6 protein-coding genes and 1 pseudogene are annotated in these 7,686 nt (G+C 45.6%); 3 read left to right on the top strand and 4 right to left on the bottom strand.

Going from position 1 to position 7,686, the window contains the following annotated elements:
• Positions 1 to 184 precede the first annotated feature (184 nt).
• Positions 185 to 901 (bottom strand): GntR family transcriptional regulator, encoded by a 717-nt coding sequence (locus AAA939_RS03320; protein WP_338208464.1) that lies wholly within the window; start codon positions 899 to 901, stop codon positions 185 to 187.
• 208 nt (positions 902 to 1,109) lie between these two features.
• Here AAA939_RS03320 and AAA939_RS03315 point away from each other — a divergent pair.
• A pseudogene (locus AAA939_RS03315) lies at positions 1,110 to 1,508 on the top strand (ATP-binding cassette domain-containing protein); the annotation flags it as partial.
• The gene (locus AAA939_RS03310) at positions 1,508 to 2,344 is read left to right on the top strand and encodes an energy-coupling factor transporter transmembrane component T family protein (RefSeq protein ID WP_338208466.1); all 837 of its coding nucleotides are present in this window, start codon (positions 1,508 to 1,510) and stop codon (positions 2,342 to 2,344) included. The pseudogene AAA939_RS03315 and the gene AAA939_RS03310, both read left to right, overlap by 1 nt.
• 186 nt (positions 2,345 to 2,530) lie before the next feature.
• Here AAA939_RS03310 and AAA939_RS03305 read toward each other — a convergent pair whose 3' ends face one another.
• On the bottom strand, positions 2,531 to 4,051 hold the full coding sequence (locus AAA939_RS03305) for a hypothetical protein (RefSeq protein WP_338230474.1): 1,521 nt from the start codon (positions 4,049 to 4,051) through the stop codon (positions 2,531 to 2,533).
• Between the two features lie 140 nt (positions 4,052 to 4,191).
• A complete protein-coding gene (locus AAA939_RS03300) occupies positions 4,192 to 5,886 on the bottom strand; it encodes an oleate hydratase (RefSeq protein WP_338230471.1) in 1,695 nt (564 codons plus the stop codon).
• A 354-nt stretch (positions 5,887 to 6,240) separates the two neighbouring features.
• On the opposite strand from AAA939_RS03300, the gene AAA939_RS03295 reads away from it, so the two are divergent.
• Positions 6,241 to 6,918, top strand: a complete 678-nt coding sequence (locus AAA939_RS03295; RefSeq protein ID WP_476737442.1) for a DUF6198 family protein — start codon at positions 6,241 to 6,243, stop codon at positions 6,916 to 6,918.
• A 193-nt stretch (positions 6,919 to 7,111) separates the two neighbouring features.
• On the opposite strand, the gene AAA939_RS03290 is transcribed toward AAA939_RS03295, so the two are convergent.
• Positions 7,112 to 7,567 (bottom strand): nucleoside 2-deoxyribosyltransferase, encoded by a 456-nt coding sequence (locus AAA939_RS03290; protein WP_338208472.1) that lies wholly within the window; start codon positions 7,565 to 7,567, stop codon positions 7,112 to 7,114.
• Between the last annotated feature and the right edge of the window lie 119 nt (positions 7,568 to 7,686).

Raw genomic sequence — 7,686 nt, 5'->3', positions numbered from 1 at the left:
CTTCAATTACATTGACCGGACAACACAAAGAAGCGGCTTCACCGCGGTAGAATACCGCGGCAAAGCCGCTTAGACAGAACTCGAAAATTATATTATTTCACCTGTCAACTTGACAGGGACTAGTACAATTTCCCAGTGACTTTCCAGACTAGATATTTCTTTATTTTTTCGTACTAACATTGTTTTAATGGACTTGAATATCCGCAACCACGGTACTCGTCGCGTACGGAAAATGCGATTCCGAAACTTCAAACGGCTGTCCATCATCCATGTAACTGACCTGATTAATGACTAGAACGGGCTCATTTAATGTCGCACCCATGGCCTCAACATCCTCATCCGTTGCCTTCGCCGCAGAGATGATTCGGTGGGAGCCTGCAATCGTCATCCCGTGTTCCCGTTCCAAGTAACCGTAAATTGACCCTTCCAAAACTTTCTTCGTCAACGTGACTAAGCCGGTCGGCATGATTGTGTGCTCATAGGCCCAAATTTTGCCATCAACGAACCGCGTCCGCCGAATGACGTAAACCGGGTCCATTTCATCGATCATCAGCTGTTCAGCTTCACGCTTGGTCGGTAAGCGGGCTTCTAGTTCCAAAACCTTACTCGTCACCTTTTTACCCTCATGCGTCCGGGTCGTCCCCAGCGGGCGGTCGACTTGCGTTTCTTGCCGATGTTCCGTCAAACCGAAGTCTTTGCGTACAAAGGTCCCAGCTCCCCGTTTCGAGTAGACCATGCCTTCAATAATCAATAATTGAATCGCTTTGTGGATCGTAATCCGGGTCGTATCAAACTTTGCCGCTAACTTATTTTGATCCGGCATTAATTCACCTGGTGTATATTTGCCGGACTTGATATCGTTTCGTAAGCTGTCGGCAATCGTTTCATACTTGTAAGCCAAATTAGTCACACTCTTTCTTTAGTAAGTTCTTGGTAACTAGTTTACCCCTTTTAATAGCTAAATGAAATCATTTGTATATATTTTTATTATCTTTGTTCAATTAGCACTGCTAAACACGATGACCTTTTAATTCTTCCTATAATAGTTTGATTACTTTACATTGGGGCCACAAATTAATTGCTGCCTAAGTCAATGTAACCGCTGCCCTTCACTTGGTTTTGGCCAAAAGAAACGCGTGACGATTGCGGCCATCTTAGTTCTGGAACCAGCGATGCTCATTCTTGATGAGCCTACCGCGGGACAAGACTTACAACACTACACCGAAATGATGGGCTTTTTAACGAAAATCAACCATGAAAAGAACATGACCATCATGCTGATTACCCATGACATGCACCTCATGCTCGAATACACTGACCGGACGATTGTTCTGGGTGGCGGGAATATTTTAATGGATGCAGCACCAGCCGATGTTCTCACAAACGACGCCATTATTGAACAAGCTTCATTAGCCAAGACGAGCCTCTATTCGTTAGCGGCAGCCCATGCGATCAATCCGACCGAATTTGTGGCTAAGTTTGTTCAGGCTGAACGGGAGGCGCGCTGATGCAACATCAACTATTGATTGGTTACGATGACCGGCACACCTTCTTAAACCGCCTGAGTGGTAGTACCAAGTTGCTGAGCTTTGTTGGGCTATCCGTCATTGGTATGATGACATTCGACACCCGCTATTTGCTTGGTGTCATGGTTTTTTCGTTAATCCTATTTCGATTTTCAAAAATCAAATATCGCGACGTATCCTTTGTAATGAGCGTTATCATCGGTTTTTCCGTGTTGAACCTCGTCATGGTGTACGTCTTTGCCCCCCACTACGGAGTCGATATTTATGGCACTGAGCACCTGTTACTAGGGAGTTCTAACCACTACTTCAACTTAACGACGGAGCAACTTTTTTACGAGTTTAACTTGCTCCTCAAGTACACGTTTGCCGTTCCGTTGGCGCTGATCTTTTTGATGACGACCAACCCTAGCGAATTCGCAGCTAGTCTGAATAAGATTGGCATTTCTTATCGCATCAGTTACTCGGTTGCCATTGCGCTCCGTTATATTCCCGATGTTCAATCAGATTACCGGACAATCAGCTTAGCGCAACAGGCCCGGGGATTTGAAATCTCTAAGAAGGCAAAATTCATGACCCGGGTCAAAGGTGGTATTCAAATTATGTTGCCACTGATTTTCTCCAGTCTGGATCGGATTGAAGTGATTAGCCAAGCAATGGAATTACGCCGCTTTGGTAAGGGTAAAAAGCGGACGTGGTACATGGCTCAGAAGTTCAAGCGTAACGATTACCTCGCGTTACTAGTCGTGGCTTTGTTAATTTTACTTGGCATTGCCCTGTTTAAAGTTAACGGCGGACGTTTTTGGAATCCATTTAAATAACCACTTATCAAATAAGGCTACCCAGCAACGTTGGGTGGCCTTATTTCAGCTAAAAAGCCTATTGAAATTGTTTCACGTGGAACAATTTCAATAGGCCAGATAAATACCTTTAAAATAGACAAAAAGATGGCCCATAGCCATCTTTTTATATTTCTGAATTGCACGAATGTTTCACGTGAAACATTCCTACCGCTGTTCTAATAACCACTGGAAGCGTCGAATCGCCGTCTGGTGGTCAGTCTCACTATGCTGTGCCACATAAAAGTAACTTAACGTTTCGTGTAGTTCGGCTTGTCGCTCAGTTGCTAAGTGATACTGCTGGTCAAAACGCTGGTTAAAGTCTGCCATCGTTTCGCTAGTCGCCAGTTCACGTCGACAAAAGGTTTGTAGTTCACCCTTAGTCAGGCGTTGCCGCGCAATTACCCCCAACTCGGGCTTGGCGGCCAACCGCCGACCAAGTTCACGTTGCATCGTCTCCGTTGCGTGAGCCCCTAACCACGTTTCGATCTGGGTTACCGTTGTCTGCTCACATAATTGTTCAAACCACGTTAACGTCAGTTGGGACTCCCAGCGCGTGGTCAGCAGTCGTTGCCAATCCGCTCGCTGGTCCGCCGCTTGATGATAAGTCCATCCCCAACAACTGTTGAAGACGTCATCGTAAAAGCGGACCGTTTGCCGCTGATCTAATTCACGGGTCATTTGATCGAGATCCTGCACAAATTGGTGATCCAACATGGCTAGCCGACGTACTTGAATCCGTCCCGTCTGCCGGTACTCAATCACCATTTGCCCAAATTGGTAAGAATTGACTAACGTTTTTGACATGGCCGGTGCCGTTAACTTTTCAAACCGTTGTTTGGCTTCTGGGCGTTCGGGACGCATCACGATAATTGCGGCTAACTGACTCAAATAGCGGCGGTATGACCGGCTATTGCGTAACTTTTGTTCAGCCGTATTCGCAGATTGCTGAGCAGCGATTTGGCGTTGCTGCTGGTCTTGCGCTAATCGCTTCTGAGCCGCGTGTTTTTCAGCATCCACAACGGCTTGTTCGTCGGCAGCCAGGCGCTGATAAGTCTGCTCAGCCGGGCGCAATTCACGCAACGGGAGTTTAGTCGTTCGGCGTCTTAAGTACGTCGTCACCGTATCCGTTGTCGTCTGCCGCAGCTGTTGTGCCTGCGGACGTTGCGCCACTGGTAAATCCGGTAGCCACGGCTGCTTAAACATAATTGTTGGCACAACGGGCACTGCCTCTGTCAGGGTCTGATACTGCTGGACCGCGTTGCGGTTATCTTCAGTTGTAATCACCATTAAGTAGCGGGTTTCGGCGTTCATGAACTTTTTAACGCATTCTGAACCCACCACTAATTCCTGGTGGTTGTGTTTATTTTGAACGTGATATTCATAGCGCACCGGCTTGTGGCACAGTTCGCAGTGCCGCCACTGAGTCCGCGCCTCACTCGGATTAATCACATAAGGCAAGCTAGCTAGTAGTTGCCACTCGTGACTACAGGCAGTTAGCCAATCCGCGTGTTTTTGAATAATTAAATTACGAACCGTTGGCTTCAAAAAATCACTGTCCACTTTGATTGTGACGTGTTCACGTAATAGTGGACTAATTTGCTGCAAACTGCTTTGCCGCCGTACCCGCTCGCTTAACAAAAAGAAGCGATTTTCTGCGGGTGTCACTAAGGTGGTCATCGCTGGCATAGCGCCCACTCCCCTCTTAAAAAGATGCCGTTCTAGCATACCATATCTTACCGTCACGTCTCCAAAAAGAACCCCCAAAGACACAACAAAACGGCGCCGTGCAATCGCACAACGCCGTTTCATATTTTAATAGCTAATTATTAGCTAAACATTTTCTTAGTTGCTTTAAGCAAGGTCTTAGGATCCTTGTCGTAACGTGGTGTCTTAACCAAGTTTTCCATTGGTACACCGGCAAAGTGGTAAGCGGCAATTTCACCAGAACGAACCGCACTTTGTTCCGTGAAGATCATCTGGTAAGGCTGTTCCGCAAATTCACCCGTGAAGGCCAAGTTAGTCGAATGCTTTGGCAAAACTTCTGGACGATCGGACTTTGCCCGGTTGTTGAAGAGTGCGGAAGCATATGGCATGTAAACAGGAATATTGTTAATGATGCTGTCCATGATCTCTTTTTCCTTATCCTTAATGTTACCAGGACCAGGATCAACCTTGGATAACTGGCCAATCAATTCTTGTGCCATTTCTTTCCCAGTCATCTCAATGTAAGGCTTGTGTACAAATTCACCCTTGCGACGTGGGTAGAGGAAGTAGCCCCAAAGAACCGTTTCATTTGGCTTCTGGGTCGTAAAGTGTGGTTGATGGTGAACCACGATCGACATGTTAACATCCTTTTGATTCAACGGCGTAATTGGCGTGGTTGAAAGGAAGGAGTTCAACGCGTTGCCGGGTTCCTGAGTAGTGATCCGCACGATTTCGTTTAAGAACAAGTGGTTCTTAGTCGTCAACGTGAAGCTGGACCATTCACTCGCATTGCGGTCATTGAAGAACTTGTCTGGCGTCCCTAAGTTGTAGAAGCGTTCAGTAGCTTTCTTCCAGAGTGCCGCACTGAGCCCGTATTCCATGTTTTCTGGTGCTGGTGTGTTGTAATCACCCATCGTTGCGGAGTCGGTGATTGACCCGTTCGTGAAGATTACGGCAGTATCGTCGTCCACTTCAACTTCTTCGGTATCACCACTCTTAACATCCTCAACGACTAAACCAGTGACCGTGATCTCGTCTTGCATTTCGGTGTCTTTAAACTTCCAGTCTTTAACAATCTTGTTATCGATGAAGGTGACATCTTGAGCTTCCAAGTACTTGATCAGTGGTAAAATCATGCTTTCAAATTGGTTGTAACGGGTCCGGTTGACCCCAACCAAATGTTCAATTTGTGTGAATTCATAAATCATTTGGTGCATATAACGCCGCAGTTCCTGAACGGAGCTTTGGGTTCTGAATGCAAACGTGGTTTCCCACATGTACCAGAAGTTGGTTTGGAACATATGTGGATCTTCTTTGAAGTAGTCCGCAATTGAAACGTTATCGAGCTTAGTTTCTTCGCTATCTGGCATCAAAACTAACTTGCTTAGTAACGTCCGGTCCTTGTTGTTCATGCCCAACTTGCCGGCATCAATAATGCCCTTACCACCTTGCATCAAACGTGCAATGTCGTAAGTCCGGTGTTTCGAGTCAAAATCACGTGTATCTTCAGCGGCCGTCATCCCTGGTTCCGTTACGGAAGGAATCCGGTCCAATAAATCCATTAAGTCAACGTACGTCCGGTAGTTCAGCATCCGACCACCACGGGCAACGTAACCCGTTGTGTTTTCCATCGGATGATTCTTGTTCCAATACTCATTGGTAAAATCAGTGGTAGAACCACCATCGTTAGCACCGTGCATATCAACACCGTAGAACGTGATGTCCTTGCCATCCCAATGACCATCTTGAATCAAATATACAGCCGCGGCCATGTTTGATAGCCCGGCACCAATCATAATTGCTTTACTTTTAACCATAATAACGCCCCCAAAATAGGTTTTCCAACGTTTGATAACGCTTACAGGTACATTATACAACTTGGATAGTGCTTGTCCAGTTTGAACTGAAAATTTTTACTTCTTTTCATAAAAACTTAATCAATGTTGTCACAGTGATTTCACGACAATCCTACAACACTGCTTGTTATTAACGCCACCGCTTGCTATTCAAACTTTACGTTAACGTTAGTTTAACCGCAAAGTTTGAATTATTTTAACCATAAAATCAAAAACCATTTAAACTTTCTATTAATATTATGAGCTGTGCCCCTTTTACCAGCCTAATAAATGCTTTAAGATTAACTATCGAATCATTATTTTGGAGGGATTTTTTTGCCGGTAAACGGTCCTACTCGTAATACGTTACCCACTCGGATCATTGCATTAATTTTTAGTTTAGCCTTAAACGCCTGCGGTAACGCACTGTGCGTGACTTCTAATGTCGGCAGTGGTATTTGGACGGCCGCAGCGGTCAACTTGCACGCTGCGTTTGGCCCAGACGTCGGTATCTTGCTATTCATCATTGGCTTGATCAACGCGCTGACTAATCAAGTGCTGATTCGGCACATAGATTTACCTCGTTTCGGGGGCGAGATCGTCTACGTGCTAGTTTTTAGCTATTTTATTGATATTTTTATCAAAGGTTTTACGTGGCTCGGGGTGCCCGCGCTACCATGGTTTGTGCGCATGCTCCTATCGATATTAGGCGTCTCCGCCTTTTGCATTGCCATTTCGATGTACCAACGCGCTAACATCTTTATGCACCCTAACGATGATACAACGAACATTTTGCGGTTTATGTATTTAAAGGAAAATGCAACCGCATCGCAGTTGATCGACTTCGTCCCACCAATTATCGTTATTTTAATAACCTTTGTGATCACTCATCGAGTCTTGGCCGTGAACATTGGGACCCTTTACTCGATCCTCATGAACGGTGTCATCATCGCCGCTGCTGATCAGTACATCTTTCCAAAACTTGTTCATAACTTTAAGTTCAATTCACGCTAAAAGAGTGGACCAAAAGGCGGTCAGTTTGTGAGCATTAACGTAAAATCAGCGATTATTCCTGGGTCTGGAATGGTCGCTGATTTTGGGTTAAGCGGAACAAACTGCCTTTTGGCCCACGTTTCGACCATAGTCATAGAAAAAGCCATTCAGAAATATTCTGAATGGCTTTTTAATTTTGACTATTCATTCAACATTAACGAATCGTACCCGTATATTGAAACGCATCTGAGGTTGGATCTTGCAAAAAGGCTTTTAAATCGGTCATATTTTCAATCGTGGCCTTCCCAGATTTTGCTAACATCACGTTAAAGGTGCCTTCGCCTAAAGTTTCACCATAGTAAGCCACTGGAATATCCAGACCATACGCCGTCCCGGTCTCCCAAATCGTGCCAGTGTCAAAGCCATCAACAACGGCGACCACTAACTTAGCCCGTTTCAAATGCAACACGTTGTCCGCAAAGACCGCATTGCGGTCTGCTTCCGTCGCGTCAGGCGTCAAATCGATGCCGTCCAGTCGCGGACTGTAGTAGGTCAGCCCCATATCATCCATTAACCGTTCAATCTTCGCTAAACGTTCTGGTTGTCCCGCCGTAAACCAAGGGCCCGCTAAATAAATTGCTGGTTCTTCACTCATTAATCGTGTACTCATTTCATCGATCCTCTCTCAATCATGTTTATCCATTTTAACCACCGGCCGTTTTAAAAACAAGCATCACAAACAAACCGCCCAAGATGAAACCAATAGTAGATGGTTTTATCTCGAGCGGT

This window comes from Lactiplantibacillus paraxiangfangensis (assembly GCF_036246185.1).
GTDB classification, from domain to species: Bacteria; Bacillota; Bacilli; order Lactobacillales; family Lactobacillaceae; genus Lactiplantibacillus; species Lactiplantibacillus paraxiangfangensis.
The sequence above is the reverse complement of the archived record's forward strand: the minus strand, read 5'-3'. Positions and strand labels throughout refer to the sequence as shown.

Bases quoted from the DNA above. Each gene is read 5' to 3' on its own strand.
- AAA939_RS03310 (WP_338208466.1), top strand. From the start codon at position 1,508: ATGCAACATCAACTATTGATTGGTTACGATGACCGGCACACCTTCTTA.
- AAA939_RS03305 (WP_338230474.1), bottom strand. From the start codon at position 4,051: ATGCCAGCGATGACCACCTTAGTGACACCCGCAGAAAATCGCTTCTTT.
- AAA939_RS03300 (WP_338230471.1), bottom strand. From the start codon at position 5,886: ATGGTTAAAAGTAAAGCAATTATGATTGGTGCCGGGCTATCAAACATG.
- AAA939_RS03290 (WP_338208472.1), bottom strand. From the start codon at position 7,567: ATGAGTACACGATTAATGAGTGAAGAACCAGCAATTTATTTAGCGGGC.